Source organism: Burkholderia cenocepacia, from assembly GCF_014211915.1.
Lineage (GTDB): Bacteria > Pseudomonadota > Gammaproteobacteria > Burkholderiales > Burkholderiaceae > Burkholderia > Burkholderia orbicola.
This window is the reverse complement of sequence record NZ_CP060040.1, coordinates 2,091,920-2,114,902: the sequence shown is the minus strand read 5'-3', so window position 1 is coordinate 2,114,902 and position 22,983 is coordinate 2,091,920. Positions and strand designations below refer to the sequence as shown.

18 protein-coding genes are annotated in these 22,983 nt (G+C 67.0%); 12 read left to right on the top strand and 6 right to left on the bottom strand.

Annotated elements, in window-relative coordinates:
• Window positions 1–314 precede the first annotated feature (314 nt).
• Complete coding sequence (locus SY91_RS25895) at window positions 315–815, top strand: GNAT family N-acetyltransferase (protein ID WP_023477277.1); 501 nt, start codon at window positions 315–317, stop codon at window positions 813–815.
• A 260-nt stretch (window positions 816–1,075) separates the two neighbouring features.
• Window positions 1,076–2,671, top strand: coding sequence for a thioredoxin family protein (locus tag SY91_RS25890; RefSeq protein WP_043888262.1), 1,596 nt, complete (start codon window positions 1,076–1,078; stop codon window positions 2,669–2,671).
• 39 nt (window positions 2,672–2,710) lie between these two features.
• Here the strand turns inward: SY91_RS25890 and SY91_RS25885 are convergent, their stop codons facing one another.
• Together SY91_RS25885 and SY91_RS25880 are read right to left on the bottom strand one after the other, a co-directional pair.
• Complete coding sequence (locus SY91_RS25885) at window positions 2,711–2,962, bottom strand: DUF4148 domain-containing protein (protein WP_023477274.1); 252 nt, start codon at window positions 2,960–2,962, stop codon at window positions 2,711–2,713.
• Window positions 2,963–3,308: 346 nt separating this feature from the next.
• Window positions 3,309–4,712, bottom strand: coding sequence for a GntP family permease (locus SY91_RS25880; protein ID WP_006480309.1), 1,404 nt, complete (start codon window positions 4,710–4,712; stop codon window positions 3,309–3,311).
• 326 nt (window positions 4,713–5,038) lie between these two features.
• On the opposite strand from SY91_RS25880, the gene SY91_RS25875 reads away from it, so the two are divergent.
• The 5 genes from SY91_RS25875 to SY91_RS25855 all read left to right on the top strand — a co-directional run bounded on the left by SY91_RS25875 (window position 5,039) and on the right by SY91_RS25855 (window position 10,797).
• Window positions 5,039–6,526 (top strand): sigma-54 interaction domain-containing protein, encoded by a 1,488-nt coding sequence (locus SY91_RS25875; protein WP_006480310.1) that lies wholly within the window; start codon window positions 5,039–5,041, stop codon window positions 6,524–6,526.
• Window positions 6,527–6,580: 54 nt separating this feature from the next.
• The gene (locus SY91_RS25870) at window positions 6,581–7,117 is read left to right on the top strand and encodes a BON domain-containing protein (protein ID WP_006480311.1); all 537 of its coding nucleotides are present in this window, start codon (window positions 6,581–6,583) and stop codon (window positions 7,115–7,117) included.
• A 61-nt stretch (window positions 7,118–7,178) separates the two neighbouring features.
• Entirely contained in the window at window positions 7,179–7,451 is a 273-nt protein-coding gene (locus tag SY91_RS25865; RefSeq protein ID WP_077178597.1) for a hypothetical protein, read from the top strand.
• A 103-nt stretch (window positions 7,452–7,554) separates the two neighbouring features.
• Entirely contained in the window at window positions 7,555–7,860 is a 306-nt protein-coding gene (locus SY91_RS25860) for an H-NS family nucleoid-associated regulatory protein (RefSeq protein WP_011548903.1), read from the top strand.
• Between the two features lie 579 nt (window positions 7,861–8,439).
• Window positions 8,440–10,797, top strand: coding sequence for a GNAT family N-acetyltransferase (locus SY91_RS25855; RefSeq protein WP_023477270.1), 2,358 nt, complete (start codon window positions 8,440–8,442; stop codon window positions 10,795–10,797).
• Between the two features lie 667 nt (window positions 10,798–11,464).
• Here the strand turns inward: SY91_RS25855 and SY91_RS25850 are convergent.
• Window positions 11,465–12,016: a hypothetical protein gene (locus SY91_RS25850; RefSeq protein ID WP_006480314.1), complete on the bottom strand. Its 552-nt coding sequence runs from the start codon at window positions 12,014–12,016 to the stop codon at window positions 11,465–11,467.
• Window positions 12,017–12,190: 174 nt separating this feature from the next.
• Window positions 12,191–13,012, bottom strand: a complete 822-nt coding sequence (locus tag SY91_RS25845) for an IclR family transcriptional regulator (protein ID WP_006480315.1) — start codon at window positions 13,010–13,012, stop codon at window positions 12,191–12,193.
• A gap of 662 nt (window positions 13,013–13,674) precedes the next feature.
• Here SY91_RS25845 and SY91_RS25840 point away from each other — a divergent pair.
• Window positions 13,675–14,523: an ureidoglycolate lyase gene (locus tag SY91_RS25840; protein WP_043888259.1), complete on the top strand. Its 849-nt coding sequence runs from the start codon at window positions 13,675–13,677 to the stop codon at window positions 14,521–14,523.
• 189 nt (window positions 14,524–14,712) lie between these two features.
• On the opposite strand, the gene SY91_RS25835 is transcribed toward SY91_RS25840, so the two are convergent.
• Window positions 14,713–15,096 carry a VOC family protein gene (locus SY91_RS25835; RefSeq protein ID WP_006480317.1) on the bottom strand — a complete coding sequence of 128 codons (384 nt, stop codon included), beginning with the start codon at window positions 15,094–15,096 and terminating at the stop codon, window positions 14,713–14,715.
• 254 nt (window positions 15,097–15,350) lie between these two features.
• Between SY91_RS25835 and SY91_RS25830 the strand changes: the two genes are divergently transcribed.
• Window positions 15,351–16,010, top strand: a complete 660-nt coding sequence (locus SY91_RS25830; protein WP_006480318.1) for a CGNR zinc finger domain-containing protein — start codon at window positions 15,351–15,353, stop codon at window positions 16,008–16,010.
• Between the two features lie 22 nt (window positions 16,011–16,032).
• Here SY91_RS25830 and prpR read toward each other — a convergent pair whose 3' ends face one another.
• Window positions 16,033–18,021, bottom strand: a complete 1,989-nt coding sequence (prpR, locus tag SY91_RS25825; RefSeq protein ID WP_006480319.1) for a propionate catabolism operon regulatory protein PrpR — start codon at window positions 18,019–18,021, stop codon at window positions 16,033–16,035.
• Between the two features lie 170 nt (window positions 18,022–18,191).
• Here prpR and prpB point away from each other — a divergent pair, with 170 nt between their 5' ends.
• From prpB to acnD, 3 genes are all read left to right on the top strand, one after another.
• The gene (gene prpB, locus SY91_RS25820; protein ID WP_006480320.1) at window positions 18,192–19,085 is read left to right on the top strand and encodes a methylisocitrate lyase; all 894 of its coding nucleotides are present in this window, start codon (window positions 18,192–18,194) and stop codon (window positions 19,083–19,085) included.
• A gap of 40 nt (window positions 19,086–19,125) precedes the next feature.
• Entirely contained in the window at window positions 19,126–20,298 is a 1,173-nt protein-coding gene (gene prpC / locus SY91_RS25815; RefSeq protein ID WP_043888512.1) for a 2-methylcitrate synthase, read from the top strand.
• A gap of 81 nt (window positions 20,299–20,379) precedes the next feature.
• Window positions 20,380–22,974, top strand: a complete 2,595-nt coding sequence (gene acnD, locus SY91_RS25810; protein WP_023477575.1) for a Fe/S-dependent 2-methylisocitrate dehydratase AcnD — start codon at window positions 20,380–20,382, stop codon at window positions 22,972–22,974.
• Window positions 22,975–22,983: the final 9 nt, after the last annotated feature.

Genomic DNA, 22,983 nt, shown 5'->3' with positions numbered 1-22,983 from the left:
TAGGGCGTCGACATGACGTCGACGTGATGAAGAAATGACATCGCATGTCGCGCACGTGACGTTGTGTGCGCAACGATTCGTTCAGGCGCGATGCGAGGTTGAAAACGGTAAGAAATTACCGATCTCCGTGGGCGTGACCGGTCAGAATTTTCCGGATTTTCGGGGATGGCGCGCGCGTTTCGTTGCGGATGCAACCTGACTGCCGACCGCGTGACACCTGTGTTTCAAAGGCGTGAAATCGGCTAAGCTCGATGCGTTGCTGCGCGCCTGCGCAGTCCGCGCCTTCGGCGTGACTTTTCGGAACCGGCCCACCCATGACCGATATCAGAATCCGGCACAGCGAGACGCACGACGTCGACGCGATCCGGCAGATCGCCGCGCATCCCGTGGTGTACATGAATACGTTGCAACAGCCGTTTCCGTCGCTCGAAAAATGGCAGAAGCGGCTCGACAGCGTGCGCGAGCACGGCATGAGCCTCGTCGCCGAAATCGACGGCACGGTGGTCGGCCATCTCGGCCTGCATCCCGAACCGAATCCGCGCCGGCGCCACGCGGCGGCGCTCGGCATGATGGTCGACGCGGCCCGTCACGGGCGCGGCATCGGTGGCCGGCTGCTCGCGGCCGCGATCGACCTCGCGGAGAACTGGCTGAACATCACGCGGCTCGAGCTGACCGTGTTCACCGACAACCGCGCGGCGATCGCGCTCTACGAGAAACACGGTTTCCGCATCGAAGGCGAATCGCCGGATTACGCGTTGCGCGACGGCGTGCATGCGTCCGTGTATCACATGGCCCGGATCAAGGCGCGGCAATGAAGGGCCGGCCGTCGCCGATGTGACGGCACACGCGGCACGTGCTGCCGCCCGTCATATCCAATCGAGAATTCGTTCGTTTTCCTTCGGCTGTACCCGTCGTATCGTCGAACGATTTGCCGGTCGCTGCGGCCGGCTTCGCTTTTCCGTATCGATGCATGCGCGGCGCTGCCTGTCGGCCGGCCTCATCGTCATCGCTTCACGGCCCTCGTTGCGTGCGCGGCATCGCCCTGAAACCGTCTTTTTCAACGGAACCCGCTTCGATGAAAACCGTTCTCCGCAATCTCACCGCCGCCTGCCTGTTCGTTGCCGCCGGTGCGGCGCTCGCCGCCGCCACGCCCGCGGGCGCCCCGGTGGCGAGCGCATCGCCAGACGGTGCGCATCTGCCGCCCGGCATCGCATGGCAACACGGCGACGTCGATGCCGCGTTCGCGCTCGCGAAGCGCGAGGGCAAGCCGCTGCTGCTGTACTGGGGCGCGGTATGGTGCCCGTCGTGCAACCAGGTGAAGTCGACGATCTTCAGCCAGCAGGCATTCAAGACGCGCTCGTCGTTCTTCGTGCCCGTGTATCTCGACGGCGATACCGAAAGCGCGCAGAAGCTCGGCGAGCGTTTCAAGGTGCACGGCTATCCGACGATGATCCTGTTCCGTCCCGACGGCACCGAAGTGACGCGGCTGCCGGGCGAAGCCGATCTCGACCGCTACATGCAGGCGCTGTCGCTCGGGATGACGGCCGCGCATCCGGTGCGGCAGACGCTCGCGACGGCGCTGACGAACGGCGCGTCGCTGACGCCGGACGAATGGCGCCTGCTGGCCGACTATTCATGGGATACCGACGGCGCACTGCCGGTGCCGGCCGATCGTGTCGCGCAGACGCTGCAGTCGCTCGCGCAACGCGCGCGGGCGGCCGGTGCGAAAGCCGAATCGGCGCGCTTCGCGCTGAAGTCGGCGGTGGTCGCCGCGTCGGACGACCCGACGCAGGCCGGTGCGCTCGACAAGGCCGCGCTCGCCGATTCGCTGCGCACGGTGCTGCACGATGCCGCGCTGTCGCGGGCCGATTCGGACGTGCTGGTCGCCGCGCCCGCGCGCGTGGTCGCGTATCTCGGCGGCGACGACGCGCAGGGCACGAAATTGCGCGGCGCGTACGACACGGCGCTGGCGCGCCTGTCGACCGACACCACGCTGTCGTCGATCGACCGGCTGATGGCGCTGCACGGCCGCGTGCTGCTCGCGCGCGGCGACGCACGCAAGGGCGCACCACTCGCCGCACCGGTGCTCGCCGATACCGCGCGCAAGCAGATCGCCGCATCGGTGCAGGGCGCGGCGAATGCATACGAGCGGCAGGCGCTCGTCAGCGAAGGCGCGGACACGCTGACCGACGCGGGGCTGTACGACGAATCGGATGCGTTGCTGAAGGCCGAGCTGCCGCGTTCGTCCACGCCGTACTACTTCATGTCGGGGCTGGCCGCGAACGCGAAGGCGCGCGGCGACAAGGCGGCCGCGCTCGACTGGTATCGCAAGGCGTACGACGCGGCGAGCGGCCCGGCGACGAAGCTGCGCTGGGGCGCGACCTACTTCGCGAATGCGGTTGAACTGGCGCCGGACGATTCGGCGCGCATCGAAGGGATTGCCGCCAGTGTGCTCGCGCAGGCCGACAAGACCCGGGACGCGTTCTACGGCGCGAACCTGCGCGCGCTGACCAAGGTCGTCACGCAGCTGAACCGCTGGCGCGGCAGCGGCGCGCACGACGCGTCGGTCAGGTCGGTCGTCAAGCAGTTCGACGGCGTGTGCGGGAAACTGCCGGCCGGCGATCCGCAGGCGGCGGCATGCACGAAGCTGATTCAGCCCGTGAAGGCGTAACGACGCGTGGGAGGATCGTCGGGCGGGCTGGACGACGGATTACCGGCCCGATTCCGACGATGCGCCTCGATCGCTGCCGTATCCGGCGTCGTGCTCGCGGGCGATCTTCGCTTCGGCGGATACGATGCTGGCCGGATAGAACCAGTCGCTCGACTGGAAGCCGGCCTGCTTGAGCGCCTTGACTTCGGCGTGGACCTGCGCGCGCGTGAGCGGCTGGTTCGACTGGGCTTGCGCGGCGAACGGGGCCGAGACGGCCAGGGTGATGGCAACGGCTTGGATCAGGCGCTTCATGGTCGGGACCTCCACGATTCCGGTGAATCGCAGCGCTTCGTTCGTCGAAGCGCCGTGCGACGTTGAAACCAGTGTAGGCCGGGGCGGCCGCGCGAAAAATGCGATCGCGCCCAACGCAGTGTTCTGCTGCCGGTAACAATGGGCGAGTAAGGGCGCAGGCTATGCAATGACCGGGGCGACCGCCGGGCGCGTACAAGCGCTGCGGCGGGGATTTGGCCTGATTCGACGGGCAGCGAAATGAAATCGGACCGGATGCGCATTCCGGAATCCGTTCCGGTGCGCATGCGGTCCGATCTTGAAAGGCGAGGGCAGGCGGCGAATGAAGCGCTGCCTGGGATGCCGACGCTTACACGAGCCCCGTCGCGTAGTACACGGCGATCACGAAGAACACCGCGAGCGTCTTGATGATGGTGACCGCGAAGATGTCGCGATACGACTCGCGGTGCGTGAGGCCCGTGACCGCGAGCAGCGTGATGACCGCGCCGTTGTGCGGCAGCGTGTCCATGCCGCCGCTCGCCATCGCGACGACCCGGTGCAGCACGTCCATCGGAATGTTGGCCGCCTGCGCGCCCTTGATGAACAGGTCCGACATCGCGGCGAGCGCGATGCTCATGCCGCCGGACGCCGAGCCCGTGATGCCTGCGAGCGAGCTGACCGACACGGCCGCGTTGACGAGCGGGTTCGGGATGCTCTTCAACGCGTCGCTGACGACGAGGAAGCCCGGCAGCGCGGCGATCACGCCGCCGAAGCCGTATTCCGACGCGGTGTTCATCGCGGCGAGCAGCGCACCGGCGACGGCGGCCTTCGAGCCGGAGGCGAAGCGGTCGCTGACGCGCTTGAAGGCGGTCAGCACGACCAGCACGATACCGAGCAGCAGCGCGGCCTCGACCGACCAGATCGCGACGACCGTCTTGATCGACGTCGTGACCGGCGCGTGCACGCCCGGCAGCACTTCCGGCGCGACCGTGTACGACGCGGCGCCGTACCACTGCGGGATCAGTTTCGTGAACGCGAAGTTCGACACGCCGACGAGGATCAGCGGCAGGATCGCCAGCGCGGGATGCGGCAGCGCCTTCGCCTCGACGCGCTCCGGCTCGTTGACGAGCGACGTGCCGTAGCCTTCGCCCTTCGCCATCGCGGAACGGCGGCGCCATTCGAGATACGTGAGGCCGACGACGATGATGAACAGCGAGCCGATCGTGCCGAGCGCGGGCGCGGCCCAGGCGGTCGTCTTGAAAAACGTGGTCGGGATGATGTTCTGGATCTGCGGCGTGCCGGGCAGCGAATCCATCGTGAACGAGAACGCGCCGAGCGCGATCGCGCCGGGCATCAGCCGTTTCGGAATGTTGCTCTGGCGATAGAGTTCGGCCGCGAACGGATAGACCGCGAACACCACGACGAACAGCGAGACGCCGCCATAGGTGAGCAGCGCGCACACCGCGACGATCACCGCATTCGCGCGCGAGCGGCCGATGTAGCGGATCGCCGCATGGACGATCGACTCGGAGAACCCGGACAGTTCGATCACCTTGCCGAACACGGCGCCCAGCATGAAGACCGGGAAGTACAGTTTGACGAAGCCGACCATCTTTTCCATGAAGATGCCGGAGAAGACCGGTGCGACGGCGGCGGGTTCGGTCAGGAGCACCGCGCCGAGCGCGGCGATCGGCGCGAACAGGATCACGCTGTAGCCGCGATACGCGGCGAACATCAGGAACGCCAGCGCGGCGAGGACGATCACGAAAGACAAGGGAGTCTCCTAAAAGCTTGGAATGGCTTTGGTTGTTGTTCGATCGCGCGATGCGCCGCGGACCAGTTCGGGTTCGTGCAGGTTTCGTGCCATCGGCCGGATTGCGCCGCCCGACATGGGTCCGCAGGCGGCCGGTGGGCCCGCGCCGGTGCAGGTCTGACGATTCTACATAAAACGTCTCCAGCCGGAGACGATTTGGCCGTTCGGTCAACCCTCGAAATCGGGCAGGGCTTTTCCGGACAACCGATTGCGACGTGTCTCCAGAGTGAGATAATCCGTCTCGTTCCGGAGACATCCGGTCGACGATATATGGAGACGAAGACACGATGATGAACGACTGGGCGCGCCTGCCCGTCAACTACGGCGACGTGCTGCGGCGCGCCGCCGAGTCGCTGTTCCGGACCTTCGAGGATTCGAGTGCGGGCACGGTGGTCGTCGATCGCGACGCGCGCGTCGTGTGGATGAACGAGCGTTACGCGGCACGCTTCGGTTTCGCCGACCCGCAGCAGGCCGTCGGCCTCGACTGCGAGGCCGTGATCCCGAACAGCCTGATGCGGGAAGTCGTGTCGACCGGGCAGCCGATCCTGCTCGACATCATGGAGACGGGCCGCGAGCCGCTCGTCGTCACGCGCCTGCCGTTGAAGAACGAGGCCGGCGAGACGGTCGGCGCGATCGGCTTCGCGCTGTTCGACCAGTTGAAGACCCTCACGCCGATTTTTTCCCGCTACGCGCAGCTTCAGCAGCAGCTGATCGCGACGCAGCGCTCGCTCGCGCAGGCACGCCGCGCGAAATACACGTTCGCGAGCTTCGTCGGCACGAGTGCCGCGAGCCTCGAGACCAAGCGCCAGGCGCGCCGCGCGGCGCAAGTCGATTCGCCGGTGCTGCTGCTCGGCGAGACGGGCACCGGCAAGGAGTTGCTCGCCCACGCGATTCACGCGGCGTCGGCGCGTGCGCTGCAGCCGCTCGTGACCGTCAACGTCGCCGCGATTCCCGATACGCTGCTCGAAACCGAATTCTTCGGCGCGGCGCCCGGCGCTTACACCGGCGCCGATCGCAAGGGGCGCGTCGGCAAGTTCGAACTGGCCGATCGCGGCACGCTGTTTCTGGACGAGATCGGCGACATGCCGCTGCCGTTGCAGGGCAAGCTGCTGCGCGTGCTGCAGGACAAGGAGTTCGAGCCGGTCGGTTCGAACCGGATCGTGCGCGCGGACGTGCGCATCATCGCCGCCACGTCGGCCGATCTGCCGGCGCTGGTGGCGGCCGGGCGTTTTCGCGCGGATCTCTATTACCGGCTGAACGTGCTGACGATCCATGCGCCGCCGCTGCGCGAGCGCGCCTCGGACATCGCGGCGCTCGTCTACGCGACGCTCGAGGAGCTGGCCGCCCAGCACGGGCGCGCCGCGCACTGCGAACTGACCGACGATGCGTTGCGGATGCTGTGCGCGTATCCGTGGCCCGGCAACGTGCGCGAGTTGCGCAATACGCTCGAGCGCGCGCTGATGCTGTCGGATCGCTCGGTGATCGATGCGCGCGCGCTCGCGCCGTTTCTCGGGCCGGTGCGCATTTCGCCGGACGGCGCTGCGCCGGCGCAGCGGCTTGGCGCGGTGCCGGCCGAGCAGCGCGCGGTCGATGCCCCGACGGCATCCGCTGCGCCGGCTGCCTCGTATGCCGATGCACTGGCGGCGTGGGAGCGCCAGTTCCTGACCGATGCGCTCGCGGCCTGTGACGGCAAGGTCATCGAAGCGGCTGCGCGTATCGGCATCGGCCGCGCGACGCTGTACAAGAAACTGGCGGCGCTGGGCATCGACCGGTAGGCCGATCGGCGAGGACGGTGCTTCCCGATGTAACGCATCGAACAGGAGATCACGATGAAGCGAATCGGCATCGCAGGATGGCTGACCATGGTGCTGGCGAGCGCCGCACTCGCGCAGGCCGGCAACATCGACGGGCCCGACGCTCCAGACGCGCGGCGCAACTGGTACAACGATCCGTTCGTCGCGCTGTCGCAGGACGTGGCCGAATGCCCGTTGCCGCTCGGCCCGTGGATGACGCGCGCCGAGATGACGGACGATGCGCACTACCGCGCCGAACGTGGCACGACCTGCTGGCTCGCCCATCGCTGCACGAAGCCGAACTCCTATATGTATGACGCGTCGATCGCCGATGCGGCGAAGGCGCACTTCGCGGGCTCCGATCATCTGCGCGGCACGAGCCTGTGGATCACCGTGCAGCGACGTTTCATCTACGTCGAGGGATGCGCGGATACGACGCTCGATCGCCAGGCGCTGCAACGCGAATTCGAGGCGCTTCCGGACGTGGAGCAGGTTTTCGTTCGCATCACCGACGATCCGCGCAAGCGCTTGCCGTACAAGGCGCGTGGGCAACCCGACCGCGCGCCGGACTGACGGTCGAAGGGCCGCCCATGGCATACTCGCCACATTCAAAAAAAGGTTGACGGGAACCACAATGAAACACATGCTTGCGTCGGTCTGTCGGTGGCCTCGGGCGGCCGTGATGTTGGCTCTGGTTGCAGGGCTCGGCGGGTGCGGCGGCGGTGCGCCGCTGTTCACTTCGGACGGGCGGCCGACCACCCAGGTGCAATGCACCGGCAACGACTGGAGCAATTGCACGGACAATGCCCGGGCCATGTGCAACGGCGATTTCGACGTGATCCAGCAATCGACGGATGACGCCGTGCGAAATCTTCTCTTCGCATGCAAGAAGAAGAGCGGTTATTGAGCCCGATATGACCGGCTGAGGAGACCACGATCGGGTGAAGCGCTTTTCTGTTTGCTTTGAGTCACTTGTTTTTCACGAATAACACTCACGGAGTCCCATCCATATGGCGACCTACAGGCAACTGAGCGCGCAGCTCGAACGGCTTCAGCAAAAGATCGACAAGGAACGGGAAAAGGCGATTGCCGACGCGATTGCGCATATCCGCGCGAAAATCGACGAATACGACATTACGCCGGAAGAGCTCGGTTTTCGCCCCGCAGGATCGAGTACCGCTGCTGCCACCGCGAAGCCGAAGCGCACCTTGCCGCCGAAGTACCTGAACCCGAAGACGGGCGAAACGTGGAGTGGCCGCGGGCGCGCGCCGGCATGGCTCGGCAAGAATCGCGGACGTTTCCTGATCAAGGACTGACTCCCGAAAATCCTCACCTTTCCTGTACCGACTGACGGTGCGAACGGCCTTCCGGCCTTCGCACCGTTTTGTTTTGGTGCGGTCGCCATGCGATTTTTCCCGCCGAATTGAAGTGCAATGCCGCGCAATTAACGGCTCCTGTTTTGCGAATTTGCTGTGATCCGGCCGCATATTGCGGGGAATTTCCGTAAACAAGCGTGTAATGGCGTAACGCACACGCATTGGCATTCGCGATTTTCGCGGTGCATGCATGGTGCCGATTTTCATCACCTTTCGCGTGTTGGCGCGGTGTGTCGTGCGATTCCCGAAGATACTCACCATGGCTCCTGTAAATCCTCACCTTTGAGAAAGCGGCAGCAGCGTCGTGCCGCATTGCGTGCATCGTGCGTGCGGCGCCGCGATGCCGGGCCGCGTGTGTTGCAGTCCATGATGCGAGCGTTGACGTCCGTCGAATAGTCGGCCGATCGGCATATAGGCAGTCGCAGGCGCTTCGCCTATGCTTGGGATTCGCGTCGATCGGCGCGCGGCCCGCCGGCCGCATGCCGATCGTGTCGTCTTTCGTCACCGCAGGGAGCCGATGTGACCGTTCGCCATCTCGATGCGTTGTTCCAGCCCAAGTCCGTTGCGGTCGTCGGCGCGTCGTCGCGCGCGGGCAGTATCGGCGCGATGGTGTGGTCGCGCGTGCTCGACGGCGCGTTCCAGGGGCCCGTGTGGCCCGTGAATCCGAAATATCGCGAACTGGACGGGCATGCGGTCGTTTCCGATGTCGACCGGTTGCCCGCGCCGCCGTCGGTTGCCGTGATCTGCACGCCGCCCGCGACCTGGGCCGGCATCGTGCGCAAGCTCGGTGAGCTGGGCGCGCGCGTCGCGGTGATCGTCGGCGAGGCGCGCACCGATGCCGATCGCGCCGCGGTCGATCGCATGCTGAAGGCGGCGAAGCCGTTCGTGCTCCGTATCGTCGGGCCCGGCAGCCTGGGCGTGTTGTCGCCCGTGCGGCATGCGCATTTCGGCGCGCCTGCCTACACGGCGCGATCGGGCGGCGTCGCGTGGGTGTCGCAATCGAATGCGTTGACGAACGCGGTGCTGGGCTGGGCCGATGCGCGGGGTCTCGGCTTTTCGCATGTCGTCGCGCTCGGCAGCGAATCCGACGTCGATGCGGGCGATGTCCTCGACTATCTGGCGAGCGATCCCGGCACACGCGCGATCCTGCTCGAGCTCGATACCGTGCGCGCGGCGCGCAAGTTCATGTCGGCGGCGCGCGCGGCGGCACGCAACAAGCCGGTGCTCGCGCTGCGCACCGGCCGTGCCGATCCTGGCGACGCGCTCTACACGGCGGCATTCCAGCGCGCGGGCATGGTGCGCGTCGATGCGCTCGACGATCTGCTCGACGAAATCGAGACGCTCGGCGTCGGCCGCGTCACCGCGCGAGGGGCGGCGACGCTCGTGACGAGCGACGCGGGCGTGGCGAAACTCGCGGTCGATGCGGTGGCCGAGGTGCGTGACGTGCTGACCGACTGGTCGCCTGCCGCAACGTCGGCCGTCGCGGCCGCGCTGCCGCATCTCGCGGCGCCCGGCAATCCGCTCACGCTGGGCGACGATGCACACCCCGAGCACTTTGCGGCGGCGATCAAGGCGCTCGCCCCGTTTCCGCAGACGGGCACGCTGTTCGTCGTCCATTCCACTTCGCACAGCGCGCCGGCCGATTCGGTCGCGCGTACGCTGATCGACTCGCGGCAGTACGCGCATCGCGGCATCCTCGCGTGTTTCTTCGGCGCGGTCGACGCGGCGACGCGCGATGCGCTGCACGCGAACGGCATTCCGGTGCACACGACGCCGCAGCGGCTCGCACGCGCGTATGCGCGTCTCGTCGACTACAACCTCGGGCGCCAACTGCTGATGCAGACACCTGAGGGCACGCCGCCGCAGCCGGCCGAGTGCGTGGCGTCCGCCCAGGCCGACGCGCGCCGCATGGTCGAAGCCGGTCAGCATGAACTGGCCGGTGAAGCCGCGTTGCGCTGGCTGTCCCATTTCGGTCTGCAGGGCGAGCAGTCCAACGAACCGGCCGGCAAGAAGGTCGTCGATATCACGGTCGACATGTACGACGATTCGAATTTCGGTCCTGTGTTTCGCTATGCCGTGCCGCCTGCGGACGGTGTATCGGCGCCGTTCGTCGTCTACGGCCTGCCGCCGCTGAACACCGTGCTCGCCCGCGCGGTGATGGAGCGCTCGCCGTATGCGCGCAGCACGCCTGTCGAGCCGACGCTCGACGCGCTGACGGTGCTGTCGCAGATCGTCTGCGACGTGCGGGAAGTGGTGGCGATGTCGGTCACGCTGCGCGTGCTGTCCGACCGCGCATGGGTGATCGCGCCGCGCATCACGCTCGCCTCGGGGCGCAGCCGGCTCGCGATCATGCCGTATCCGCGACACCTCGAGCAGACACTCGAGTGGCGTGGCGAGACGGTGACGATCCGTCCGATCCGTCCGGAGGACGAGGCCGCACACAACGAACTGCTCGGTGCGATGACGCCGGAAGATCTGCGGATGCGTTTCTTCGGCGCGGTGCGCAGCTTCGATCATTCGCAGGTGGCGCGCATGACCCAGATCGACTACGACCGCGAGATGGCGTTCATCGTGTCGTTTACCGATGTGTCGGGGCGAGACCATACGCTCGCGGTGGCGCGTGCGGTCGCCGATCCCGACAACGAGACGGCGGAGTTCGCGATCGCGGTACGGCCCGATCAAAAGGGCAAGGGGCTCGGCCGGCTGATGATGACCCGCATCATCGACTACGCCCGCTCGCGCGGCACCGCCTGGATGGTCGGCGAGGCGCTGCGCGAGAATTCGGCGATGATCTCGCTCGCGAAATCATGCGGGTTTGCGGTGTCGACGACGGAGGAACCCGGCGTCGTGGGTTTCAGGATGAAGTTGCAGCCGTAGGCGTCACCCTGTGGTTCGATGCTCGAGGGTAGCGCATGACAGCAATGCGTCCCGACGTTTCGCCATGTCGGAAGTTAACTCAGGAACGCAAAGCGTTTGAACCAGCCTCCTGCGTGAAGCGCCTGCGAACGTGTCGAACCCGTCGATCGCAGCGATACCGCGAAGCGCGCGCGATGTCCGGCGATGCACGTCACGTGCTGCCTATATTCATCCTGCGTTCACCGTGGGTAGCCGTTTCAAGCGATGTGCTTGCACACGTGCGTGGCCGTATTCCGGCCTTGCAAATTCGAAGCCGTCGCCAAGGTGAGACTTTTCGGGAGCGGCGAGTGAGCTTTTCCGGGACAGCGTGGTGAGCCGATACGGGAGTGTTCGGTGAGCCTTCCCGGGAACGGCCGGTGAGCACCTGCGGGAGAGGCCGGTGAGCCTTTCCGGGACGCCCCGGTGAGCACTTGCGGGAGCGATCGGTGAGGACGTTCGGGAGGCGTCAGTGAGCGTCTCCGGGAGCCTTGGGTGAGCTTTTACGGGAAGCTGCGGTGAGCGCTTGCGGGATGCTGAGGTGAGCTTTTTCGGGAGCATGCGAATGCACGGCTCCCGGCGGGCGCGGCGCCGGCCAATGCCGGCGTCACGCGGAGGTACGGGCACGCAGGAACCGTGCCCGTGATTACATTCACGCAGCGAGTTTCGACGCCGCGTCGTTCACCTGGTCGCGCGAAATCGCGAGTTCCTCGAGGTGCGGATCGGCATAGACGGCACCGGTTTCGCGCTCGAGGCGGGCGATCGTCAGCGCACAGCGCGCGGTGTCTTTCGGCATCGCGATGAAGCGCTTGACCGACTCGCCGGACGTGAACGCGTCGAACAGTGCGCCGCGCACGTCGTCCGGAAGCGTCTTGGTCCACTGGTACGGCTTGCCGTTGAACGTGATCGACGGCGGCAGCGTGCGTTCCTTCTTGGTCGCCGTGATGAGCCCGTAGGTACGCGCCGCGTCGCCGATCTGCTCGGGCGAGAAGAGTTCGTCAGGCGTGATGTCGAACTGCTCGATGTAGTTCTCGATCGCCTGCATTGCGGCGGCACGATCGTCGCGCTTCTTCTGCGCGCGCGCGACGATATCGCGCAGCTCGTCCGCTTCCTCGGGCGTGATCGTGAAGCTTGCCTGCTTCTGCTGAAGTTCGGAGAAACGCTGGAATTCTTGATCGTTCAGAAGTTTGGCCATGACATCCATCGGACACGACGGCCGCGACAACCGGCCGCCGTAGTTTTTGAGAGGGCCGCTATTCTAGCGTAGCGCCACGGGTGGCCGATGCGACATCGCATATCGGCCACCGCGGGCATTGCGCGCAACCGGAGTCGGTGCCGCTGCGCCGTGCCCGGCGCGCTTTGCCGGGGAACCCGCGCGTCAGCAGGCCTCGGTGCGGCACATCGACAGATGGGCGGCCGTGTCGCGCAGCGCGTCGACGACCACGTCGACGGACGGCGCCATGTGCGCGTCGATGCGCCGCATGTACGGACACGTCAGCACCGCGATCGCATGGCCGGCCGGCCCGAGGATCGGCACGGTCAGGTCGGTCACGCCGTACGCCTGGCGGCTGTCCTGACGCAGGTAGCCGGACTGCCGGATCGACTGGCACGCATTCGCGAGTTCCTGCTCGTTCAGCGGTGCTTCACCCTTGACCTTGCGATGCTCGGCCAGCATGTGCGCGCGTTGCTCGGGGCCCTGGAACGCCAGCAGCATGCGCCCCGACGCGGTATCGGCGAGCCCGACGCGCGAGCCGAGTCGCACCGATACGCCCCATGGGCCGGGCCCGTCCACCTGCGCGATCACGAGCATGTTGCCGCGATCGTAGACGGACAGGTGGCACGACTGTTCGGCGGCATCCGCGAAGCGCTGCATCGGCGGCAGCGCCTCGGCGATCAGCCGGTTCATCGGCGGATGCCGGTGCGCAAGCGCGAACAGCTTGAGGCTGAGCGTGTAGCGGTCGCCGCCGGTCGAACGCATCACGTAGCGGCGCGCGACGAGACGTTCGAGCATCCGGTAGATTTCGCTCGCGTTACGGCCGAGTTCCTTCGTGATTTCGGTGCGGGTGAGTCCTTCCTTCTGCTCGGACAGGAGTTCGAGAATGTCGAGGCCCTTGTCGAGCGCGGGTGCGCGATAGCGGTCGATAGCGGCCATCGATTCCCGTGCGTCGCAGCCGGGAAGCGGGTCGTTGGTTGTCTGCATTGTCGATGTGAGGTTGGGGGATTACCGTCGATCGGTTGGCGACGCACGCTGGCCGGTTCTGCACGCGTATAGCAGCGAGCCCGCGTATGGCGATGAAAGCCATTCGTATGAGCTTAGCAATAAACATACGGTGTGCAATGCAGCGTCTTTTTACCGATCATTACCGGACAAGAACGGATGGTCAAACGTTTTCGATGACAGGGGCACCCCGAATAGCCAGTATTCATGCACCGATGGCAGGCGCCGCCGCGAACGACAGCCGATCGATCGACGCCGGTGCAGCGCGTGCTGCGCGCCGCAGCGTCGGCAGGTGCACCAATAGTCGGTATCCGTCGCGCGTCATTTCACGGCGCGCGGCCGATGGTACAAAGGCTGGCGGGCCAGCGACGGCGCGGCCGCGCGTGCAGCCGGTCGGCATGGGCCGGCACGCGTCGCGGATGCCGGGCCGTCGTCGCCGATGCGCAGACCGGCGGCCGCCCGTTCGATGCGCGCCCTACTGGCGTACGGCGCCGCGATCGCTGCGCCCGCGCGACCCTCGCGCGTCGACTGCCGCATGCGGCGCCGACGTGTGCAGTCGACGATCGACGATCAGTCCGGCGCGCGGCTGCGAAAGGCTGCGTCGGCCGGTATCCTGTCCCATTCGACAACAGAGGTTAAGCACGATGAAACTGCTTCGCTATGGCCCGTCCGGCCAGGAAAAGCCTGGCATCCTCGACTCGGCCGGCCGGATTCGCGACCTGTCCGCGCATGTGCCGGATCTTGCCGGCGATGTGCTGTCCGACGCGGGTCTCGCGCGGCTGCGCGCCATCGATCCGGCCACGCTGCCGCTCGTGTCGGGCGAGCCGCGCATCGGCGCGTGCGTCGGTCACGTCGGCAAGTTCATCGGCATCGGCCTGAACTATGCCGACCACGCGGCCGAAGCCGGCATGCCGGTGCCGAAGGAGCCGGTCGTATTCGGCAAGTGGACGAGTTCGATCTGCGGCCCGAACGACGGCATCGATATCCCGAAGGGTTCGGTCAAGACCGACTGGGAAGTGGAACTGGGCGTCGTGATCGGCGCGAAGTGCAAGGACGTCGACGAAGCGCGCGCGCTCGATTACATCGCGGGCTACTGCGTCGTCAACGACGTGTCCGAGCGCGAATGGCAGATCGAGCGCGGCGGCCAGTGGGACAAGGGCAAGGGTTTCGACACGTTCGGCCCGATCGGCCCGTGGCTCGTCACGCGCGACGAAGTGCCCGATCCGCAGCGGCTCGACCTGTGGCTCGAAATCGATGGCCACCGTTATCAGAACGGCAATACGCGCACGATGGTGTTCACCGTCGCGCAGCTGGTCGCCTATCTGTCGACCTGCATGACGCTGCAGCCGGGCGACGTGATCACGACCGGTACGCCGCCGGGCGTCGGCATGGGCGTCAAGCCGTCGCCGGTGTTCCTGAAGGCTGGCCAGACGGTGCGCCTCGGGATCGAAGGGCTCGGCGAGCAGTTGCAGCGCACGCGCAACGCGCAATAAGCGCGCGAGCGGCGCGGGTCGGCTCCTGGACGTAGCCACCCGCGCGCTGGCCATGCTGCCCGACCCGTCGGCATGACCGCCGACGATAACCGGCGCGTACCGAACGAAGATGTAGCCAAAACCAGGGGCCCGATTCCGCGCGATGCGGAATCGGGCCCTTGTCGCTGGTGCGCGTCCGCGCGAAGCGGATCAAACGACGTTGTCGAGTTCGCAGTGCGCTTCGAGTCGATATCCGTCGGGGTCGACGACGAACGCCGCGTAGTAGCCCGGGCCGTAGTGCTCGCGCTTGCCGGGCCCGCCGTTGTCCTTGCCGCCGTGTGCGAGCGCGGCACGGTAGAACGCATCGACCTCGACCGGCGACGCGGCCTTGAACGACAGGTGCATCCCCGATTCGGGATCGGCGACGACGGGGCGGGCCGCGTGCTGCAACCACAGCTCGGGCTCGGTCGTGCCGTACCCGATGGCGCTGTCGTCGCTATACAGACGCTTGTAGCCGAGTGCGCCGAGCGCGCTGTCGTAGAAGGCGCGGCTGCGGTCGATGTGGGCAACGCCGAATGAAAGGTGGTCGATCATCTTTGGCTCTCCTTGAACTGAGGGGGACGTCAGAACGGCAAACTTGCCTAGAGGCACCATGCCAGCCGCTTGTAGCGAAGCGCGCCGAGCGTGGTCGCCTCGTACGTGCGGCCGGCGACGGTGTGGATAACGCTGAACGAAAAGCGATCGATCATCTGTGTCTCCTTGGATTGAAGGGGCGTCGGTGCAGCGAAACCTGTTTTTAACCACCATGCAGGTTATGTTAGAAATCGCTCGGACGCTTGTCAACCGGCATGGTGGTTAGATACGATCGCGTCATGAGCAAAACGCAACCTTCCGTCACGATCGACTGCCTGATCCCGGCGCCGCCCGAGACCTTGAGCCTCGACTTCGCGAACACGCTGTACTGGCGCGGCAGCGATCCGCCGACGGAAACCTTCGGCACGCTGGACGACCTGCTGGCGTGGTGCCGCGAACAGGCGGGCGTGCCGGCCGGTCTGGTCGACGCATGTCGCGTGCCCGACAAGGAGAAAGAGAAGGAGAAGGGCGACGAGCCGGCGATGCTTGCGCGGGCGCTCGCATTGCGCGAAGCGCTATACCGGCTGTTTCATGCGCAGGCGGAGCAGCGCGAGCCGCAGCCCGACGATCTCGCGCTGCTCGGCGGCTTCCTCGCGGAAGCGTCGCCGCGCGTTGCGCTGGCGCGCGTGGACGGCCGCTATGCGTGGCGGATCGATGCGTCGGGGGCGACGCTCGCGGGGCTGTTGAGCCCGGTGCTGTGGTCGGCGATCGATCTGCTCGGCGGCGCGCGGCTCGCGAAGGTCAAGCGCTGTGCGAACGATGCGTGCCAGTGGCTGTTCATCGACGACAGCAAGAACGGCAGCCGACGCTGGTGCTCGATGTCGTCGTGCGGCAATCGCGCGAAGGCGTATCGCCACTATCACAAGGCCGAATGACGGGGCGGCCCGAACCGCGAACCTATTTCGCCGACAACTTCCGCCATAGCGTCGTCTTGCTGATGCCGAGCATCGCGCACGCGCGGTCGCGGTCGCCGCCGCATGCGTCGAGCACCGCGCGGATCTCGTCGGCTTCCGCGCGACGGCGGCGCGCCTGCAGCGTCCGTGCATCGTCGTCGGCGGCGCCGGCCGCGTCGGGCGTCGCGGCGAACAGCTCGGGCGCGATCACATGCAGCGCGCCGGGGGCGAGCGCCGCGCACGGGGCGCCCGGATCGCTTTCGTCGACTGCCTCCGCCAGCTCCACCGCGATCCGCTCGACCACGTTCTGCAGTTCGCGCACGTTGCCGGGCCAGCGGTAGCGCGCGAGCGTCGCTTGCGTCGCGTCGAGCACGCGCAGCGCGTCGTCGGTGTCGCGCACGCGTTCGGCGAGCCGCGGCTCGCGCCGCGCGGCCTGCACGAGCAGTGTCGCCGCGAGCGCGGGAATGTCGGCCGCGCGCTCGCGCAGCGGCGGCAGGCCGATGTTCAGGATGTTGAGCCGGTAATAGAGATCCGCGCGGAACGTGCCGGCCTCGACGGCAGCGAGCAGCGGCCGGTGCGTCGCGGCGATCACGCGCACGTCGATGCGGATCGGCTCGGTCGAGCCGAGGCGAATCACCTCGCGCTCCTGCAGCACGCGCAGCAGCCGGCTTTGCAGCGACGGCGGCATCTCGCCGATCTCGTCGAGAAACAGCGTGCCGCGGTGCGCGGCCTCGAACAGGCCGGTCTTGCCGCCGCGCCGCGCGCCGGTGAACGCGCCTTCCTCATAGCCGAACAGTTCGCTTTCGAGCAGCGCTTCCGGAAACGCGCCGCAGTTGACCGCGACGAACGGATAGCTGCGCCGCGCGGACAGCGCATGCAGGCTCTGCGCGATCATCTCCTTGCCGGTGCCGCTCTCGCCGAGCACGAGCACGGTCGCATCGGATTTCGCGTAGCGGCGCACGAGCTCGCGCACGCGCGTCATCGGCGCCGAGGCGCCGACCACGTCGTCGAGCGCGTAACGGGCGGCGAACTGCTGCGTGGTCGGTTGCGAACGCAACGCGCGATCGAGCCGTTCGACCGCGCGCGATTCCTGGAACGTCAGCACGCTGCCCGACGTGACGCCGCGATCGACCAGCGGCCCGCGATGCACGACGTAACGCACGCCGCGCACGGTCGCGAGCGCGTCGCCGTCCTCGCCGCGTAGCGTGCGCAGCTCAGGTCGCAGATCGACGAGCGCGCGGCCGACGGCCGCCGCGGGTTCGACCCCGAGCGCCGATGCGAGCCGCTCGTTGATCGCTTCGACGCGGCCGTGCGCGTCGAGCGCGACCACGCCGTCGCGCAGATGTTGCAGCAGGGTATCGAGCCGCTGGCGGCGGAACGCCTCGGCGTGCGTCGCATACGCGACTTCGAGCGCCGTCTCGACGGCCTTGCGCACCGATGCATGCGAATACAGGAATACCGCGCCCATGCCGACGCTGGCCGCGAGATCGGTGACGAGGCCCGGGCCGACGATCGTCTCGATGCCGCGATCGCGCAAGTCGTGCACGCAGGCCTCCGCTTCCTGGGCGGACTGATATGACGCAAACTGCACGTCGAGGCCGTACGCGGCGACGAAGCGGCGCACTTCGGGTGGCGTTTCCCCGGCGCTGACGAGCGCGATCCGCGCTGCGTCGCGCCGCGCTCGGGCGAGCGCCTGCATTACGTCGAAGCCGGTGGGCGACACGACCACCACCGGCACTTGCGCGCGCGTTTTCAGGAAGCCGCCGTTCGAGCCGGCCGCGACGATCACGTCGGGCCGCGCGGTGCCGGCCTCGGCGATCGCGCTCAGCGCATCTTCGTAGGCGCGCGTGACGATCCGCACGTCGGCGCGTTCGTCGAATTCGCCGGCGATCTCGCGAAACAGCTCGCGCAGCCGGCTGATACCCATCGCCCAGATGCGCGGGCGCACGGTGCGGTCGGCGGGGCCGACGGGCTTGGTCGAGGAGAGGTCCATGACGGCCGATTATGCGCGCACGATTTCATTTTTGAAACATGGAATTGCCAAATTGAAATCGACAGGCGATGCAGCGCTCACGGCGCTTGCTTAAGAATCAGTGGGTTAGCGACATTCCGCAAGCTGGCCCGGACCTTGCTGTTATCAGGCATTCCATCAGGAGGCCGTTCATGAGCAATACGCATCTTCAGAGCGCCGGCGCGAAATTCCGCGCGGCAGTCGCGGCCGAGCAGCCGCTGCAGGTGGTCGGCGCGATCACCGCGTACGCGGCCAAGATGGCGCAGGCCGTCGGCTTCAAGGCCGTGTACCTGTCGGGCGGCGGCGTGGCCGCGAACTCGCTCGGCATTCCCGACCTCGGCATCAGCACGATGGAAGACGTGCTGATCGACGCGACCCGGATCACCAACGCGACCGACCTGCCGCTGCTGGTCGACATCGACACCGGCTGGGGCGGCGCGTTCAACATCGCGCGCACGGTCCGCTCGTTCATCAACGCCGGGGTCGCGGCCGTGCACCTCGAGGACCAGGTCGGCCAGAAGCGCTGCGGCCACCGCCCGGGCAAGGAAGTCGTGCCGATCGACGAAATGGTCGATCGCGTGAAGGCCGCGGTCGATGCGCGTACCGACGACCAGTTCGTGATCATGGCGCGCACCGACGCGGCCGCCGCGGAAGGGATCGATTCGGCGATCGAGCGCGCGGTCGCATACGTCGAAGCCGGCGCGGACATGATCTTCCCGGAAGCGATGAAGACGCTCGACGACTACCGCCGCTTCAAGGCCGCCGTGAAGGTGCCGATCCTCGCGAACCTGACCGAGTTCGGCTCGACGCCGCTGTTTACGGTCGACGAACTGCGCGAGGCGAACGTCGACATCGCGCTGTACTGCTGCGGCGCGTATCGTGCGATGAACAAGGCCGCGCTGAACTTCTACGAGACGCTGCGCCGCGACGGCACGCAGAAGGCGGCCGTACCGACGATGCAGACGCGCGCCGAGCTGTACGACTTCCTCGGCTATCACGAATACGAGCGCAAGCTCGACGAACTGTTCGCGCAGGGCAAGAAGTAACGCGGCCCGCACCCCCCGATACCCATTGGAGAAGGACAACATGAGCGAGACGAAAGACGCAGCAGCACCGGCCGCCGCAGGCGCATTCAAGCCGAAGAAGTCGGTGGCGCTGTCGGGCGTGACGGCCGGCAACACCGCGCTGTGCACGGTCGGCAAGACCGGCAACGACCTGCACTATCGCGGCTACGACATTCTCGACGTCGCCGAATCGTGCGAATTCGAGGAAATCGCGCACCTGCTGGTGCACGGCACGCTGCCGAACCTGACGGAACTGGCCGCCTACAAGACCAAGCTGCGCGCGCTGCGCGGCCTGCCGAGCGCGCTGAAGGCCGCGCTCGAGCAGATCCCGGCGTCGGCCCACCCGATGGACGTGATGCGCACCGGCGTGTCGGTGCTCGGCACCGTGCTGCCGGAGAAGGACGACCACAACCTGCCGGGCGCGCGCGACATCGCCGACCGCCTGATGGCGTCGCTCGGCTCGATGCTGCTGTACTGGTATCACTTCTCGCACAACGGCAAGCGCATCGAGACGGAAACCGACGACGACTCGATCGGCGGCCACTTCCTGCACCTGCTGCACGGCAAGACGCCGTCGAAGTCGTGGGTCGAGGCGATGCACACGTCGCTGATCCTGTACGCGGAGCACGAATTCAACGCGTCGACGTTCACGGGCCGCGTGATCGCCGGCACGGGCTCGGACATCTACTCGGCGATCACCGGCGCGATCGGCGCGCTGCGCGGGCCGAAGCACGGCGGCGCGAACGAAGTCGCGTACGAGATCCAGAGCCGCTACAGCTCGCCGGACGACGCCGAAGCCGACATCCGCCGCCGCGTCGAGAACAAGGAGGTCGTGATCGGCTTCGGCCATCCGGTCTACACGATCTCCGATCCGCGCAACAAGGTGATCAAGGGCGTCGCGCACAAGCTGTCGAAGGAAGCGGGCGACACCAAGCTGTACAGCATCGCGGAGCGCCTCGAATCGGTGATGTGGGACGCGAAGAAGATGTTCCCGAACCTCGACTGGTTCAGCGCGGTGTCGTATCACATGATGGGCGTGCCGACCGCGATGTTCACGCCGCTGTTCGTGATCTCGCGCACGTCGGGCTGGAGCGCGCACATCATCGAGCAGCGCATCGACAACAAGATCATCCGTCCGAGCGCGAACTACACCGGTCCGGAAGACCTGCGGTTCGTGCCGATCGAGAAGCGCTGATCGTCGGCCGCGCACGTCGGCGCCCGTGATGCGGGCGGCCGGCGCGTGCGGCACGTCTTACCCCGAATTCCGCCCCACATCATGAATACCGCCAACCGCAAACCCCTGCCCGGCACGTCGCTGGACTATTTCGACGCGCGTGCCGCGGTCGACGCGATCGCGCCCGGAGCCTACGACACGCTGCCGTACACGTCGCGCGTGCTCGCCGAAAACCTCGTGCGCCGCTGCGATCCGGCGATCCTCGCCGATTCGCTGAAGCAGATCATCGAGCGCAAGCGCGAACGCGATTTCCCGTGGTTCCCGGCGCGCGTGGTGTGCCACGACATCCTCGGCCAGACGGCGCTCGTCGATCTCGCCGGCCTGCGCGACGCGATCGCCGACGGCGGCGGCGACCCGGCGAAGGTGAACCCGGTCGTGCCGGTGCAACTGATCGTCGACCACTCGCTCGCCGTCGAATGCGGCGGCTTCGACCCGGACGCGTTCGCGAAGAACCGCGCGATCGAGGATCGTCGCAACGAGGATCGCTTCCACTTCATCGAGTGGACGAAGAAGGCGTTCGAGAACGTCGACGTGATCCCGCCGGGCAACGGCATCATGCATCAGATCAATCTCGAGAAGATGTCGCCGGTGATCCAGGCGCAGGACGGCGTCGCGTTCCCGGACACCTGCGTCGGCACCGACAGCCACACGCCGCACGTCGACGCGCTCGGCGTGATCGCGATCGGCGTCGGCGGGCTCGAAGCCGAGAACGTGATGCTCGGCCGCGCGTCGTGGATGCGCCTGCCCGACATCGTCGGCGTCGAGCTGACCGGCAAGCGTCAGCCCGGCATCACCGCGACCGACGTCGTGCTCGCGCTGACCGAGTTCCTGCGCAAGGAAAAGGTGGTCGGTGCGTACCTGGAATTCCGCGGCGAAGGCGCGGCGAGCCTCACGCTCGGCGATCGCGCGACGATCTCGAACATGGCGCCCGAATACGGCGCGACGGCCGCGATGTTCTTCATCGACGGCCAGACGATCGACTACCTGCGCCTCACCGGGCGCAGCGACGAGCAGGTGAAGCTCGTCGAGACCTACGCGAAGGCGGCCGGCCTGTGGGCCGATACGCTCGCGAACGCGCAATACGAGCGCACGCTGACGTTCGACCTGTCGAGCGTCGTGCGCAACATGGCCGGCCCGTCGAATCCGCACAAGCGGCTGCCGACGTCCGATCTCGCCGCGCGCGGGATCGCCGGCCAGTGGGACGAGAAGCCGGGCGAGATGCCCGACGGCGCCGTGATCATCGCCGCGATCACGAGTTGCACGAACACCAGCAACCCGCGCAACGTGATCGCCGCGGCCTTGCTCGCACGTAACGCGAACGCGAAGGGCCTCACGCGCAAGCCGTGGGTCAAGAGCTCGCTCGCGCCCGGCTCGAAGGCGGTCGAGTTGTATCTCGAAGAAGCGAACCTGCTGCCCGAGCTCGAGAAGCTCGGCTTCGGCATCGTCGCGTTCGCGTGCACGACCTGCAACGGGATGTCGGGCGCGCTCGACCCGAAGATCCAGCAGGAGATCGTCGAGCGCGACCTGTACGCGACGGCCGTGCTGTCCGGCAACCGCAACTTCGACGGCCGCATTCATCCGTATGCGAAGCAGGCGTTCCTCGCGTCGCCGCCGCTCGTCGTCGCGTATGCGATCGCCGGCACGATCCGCTTCGACATCGAGAAGGACGTGCTGGGCCACGATCAGGATGGCAAACCCGTCACGCTGAAGGACATCTGGCCGACCGACGAGGAGATCGACGCGATCGTCGCGTCGAGCGTGAAGCCCGAGCAGTTCCGCAAGGTCTACGAGCCGATGTTCGCGCGCAGCGCCGACGCCGGCGAACGCGCGGCGCCGCTGTACGACTGGCGCGCGCAGAGCACGTACATCCGCCGTCCGCCGTACTGGGAAGGCGCGCTGGCCGGCGAACGTACGCTCAAGGGCATGCGCCCGCTCGCGGTGCTCGGCGACAACATCACGACCGACCACCTGTCGCCGTCGAACGCGATCCTGCTCGATAGCGCGGCCGGCGAATATCTCGCGAAGATGGGCCTGCCGGAAGAGGACTTCAACTCGTACGCGACGCACCGGGGAGACCATCTGACCGCGCAGCGCGCGACCTTCGCGAACCCGACGCTCGTCAACGAGATGGCGATCGTCGACGGCGCGGTGAAGAAGGGCTCGCTCGCGCGCGTCGAGCCGGAAGGCAAGGTCATGCGGATGTGGGAAGCGATCGAGACGTACATGAATCGCAAGCAGCCGCTGATCGTGATCGCCGGCGCCGACTACGGCCAGGGCTCGTCGCGCGACTGGGCCGCGAAGGGCGTGCGGCTCGCGGGCGTCGAGGCGATCGCCGCCGAAGGCTTCGAGCGGATCCACCGCACCAACCTGATCGGGATGGGCGTGCTGCCGCTCGAGTTCAAGCCGGGCACCAACCGGACGACGCTCGGCATCGACGGCACCGAGACCTTCGACGTGATCGGCGAGCGCACGCCGCGCGCCGATCTGACGCTCGTGATTCACCGCAAGAACGGCGAGCGCGTCGAGGTGCCGATGACGTGCCGGCTCGATACGGCCGAGGAAGTGTCGATCTACGAGGCGGGCGGCGTGCTGCAGCGTTTCGCGCAGGACTTCCTCGAATCGTCGCAGGCGGCTTGACCGGCGCAC

What these genes read in the sequence shown, in the direction of transcription:
- SY91_RS25895 (WP_023477277.1), top strand. Translation starts at nt 315, where the DNA reads ATGACCGATATCAGAATCCGGCACAGCGAGACGCACGACGTCGACGCG.
- SY91_RS25890 (WP_043888262.1), top strand. Translation starts at nt 1,076, where the DNA reads ATGAAAACCGTTCTCCGCAATCTCACCGCCGCCTGCCTGTTCGTTGCC.
- SY91_RS25885 (WP_023477274.1), bottom strand. Translation starts at nt 2,962, where the DNA reads ATGAAGCGCCTGATCCAAGCCGTTGCCATCACCCTGGCCGTCTCGGCC.
- SY91_RS25875 (WP_006480310.1), top strand. Translation starts at nt 5,039, where the DNA reads ATGATGAACGACTGGGCGCGCCTGCCCGTCAACTACGGCGACGTGCTG.
- SY91_RS25870 (WP_006480311.1), top strand. Translation starts at nt 6,581, where the DNA reads ATGAAGCGAATCGGCATCGCAGGATGGCTGACCATGGTGCTGGCGAGC.
- SY91_RS25865 (WP_077178597.1), top strand. Translation starts at nt 7,179, where the DNA reads ATGAAACACATGCTTGCGTCGGTCTGTCGGTGGCCTCGGGCGGCCGTG.
- SY91_RS25860 (WP_011548903.1), top strand. Translation starts at nt 7,555, where the DNA reads ATGGCGACCTACAGGCAACTGAGCGCGCAGCTCGAACGGCTTCAGCAA.
- SY91_RS25850 (WP_006480314.1), bottom strand. Translation starts at nt 12,016, where the DNA reads ATGGATGTCATGGCCAAACTTCTGAACGATCAAGAATTCCAGCGTTTC.
- SY91_RS25845 (WP_006480315.1), bottom strand. Translation starts at nt 13,012, where the DNA reads ATGCAGACAACCAACGACCCGCTTCCCGGCTGCGACGCACGGGAATCG.
- SY91_RS25840 (WP_043888259.1), top strand. Translation starts at nt 13,675, where the DNA reads ATGAAACTGCTTCGCTATGGCCCGTCCGGCCAGGAAAAGCCTGGCATC.
- SY91_RS25835 (WP_006480317.1), bottom strand. Translation starts at nt 15,096, where the DNA reads ATGATCGACCACCTTTCATTCGGCGTTGCCCACATCGACCGCAGCCGC.
- SY91_RS25830 (WP_006480318.1), top strand. Translation starts at nt 15,351, where the DNA reads ATGGTGGTTAGATACGATCGCGTCATGAGCAAAACGCAACCTTCCGTC.
- prpR (WP_006480319.1), bottom strand. Translation starts at nt 18,021, where the DNA reads ATGGACCTCTCCTCGACCAAGCCCGTCGGCCCCGCCGACCGCACCGTG.
- prpB (WP_006480320.1), top strand. Translation starts at nt 18,192, where the DNA reads ATGAGCAATACGCATCTTCAGAGCGCCGGCGCGAAATTCCGCGCGGCA.
- prpC (WP_043888512.1), top strand. Translation starts at nt 19,126, where the DNA reads ATGAGCGAGACGAAAGACGCAGCAGCACCGGCCGCCGCAGGCGCATTC.
- acnD (WP_023477575.1), top strand. Translation starts at nt 20,380, where the DNA reads ATGAATACCGCCAACCGCAAACCCCTGCCCGGCACGTCGCTGGACTAT.